Source organism: Streptomyces sp. URMC 126, from assembly GCF_051386555.1.
Taxonomy (GTDB): domain Bacteria; phylum Actinomycetota; class Actinomycetes; order Streptomycetales; family Streptomycetaceae; genus Streptomyces.
The window spans coordinates 1-244 of record NZ_JBPQTX010001223.1; the positions used below are offsets into that span (position 1 = coordinate 1).

Annotated in this window: 1 protein-coding gene; it reads right to left on the reverse strand. The window is 71.7% G+C overall.

Going from position 1 to position 244, the window contains the following annotated elements; all coding sequences use genetic code 11:
* Nucleotides 1-244, reverse strand: a 244-nt coding sequence (locus tag ACSNOK_RS35750) for a phosphoribosyltransferase domain-containing protein (RefSeq protein ID WP_436784824.1), incomplete at both ends; no start/stop codon positions are given.

The window sequence follows — 244 nt, forward strand, 5'->3', positions numbered from 1 at the left end:
CACCAGCTCCTGCCCGCGCTCCAGCACGCCCTCGGGCAGCCGCACCGTGCCCGTCGCCAGGGCGATGACCTCCACCCGCGCGCCCAGCCTCGCCGCGAAGTCCTCGAGCTCCCGCCGGTGGCACTCGGCCCGCATGTCGACGAGCGCGACGATCACATAGCGATCGCGCGGATGGCGGTCGTGCAGCGCCTCGATCGTATTGAGCACCGTCCTGCGCGTGGAGAACTCGTCGTCGACGAGGACG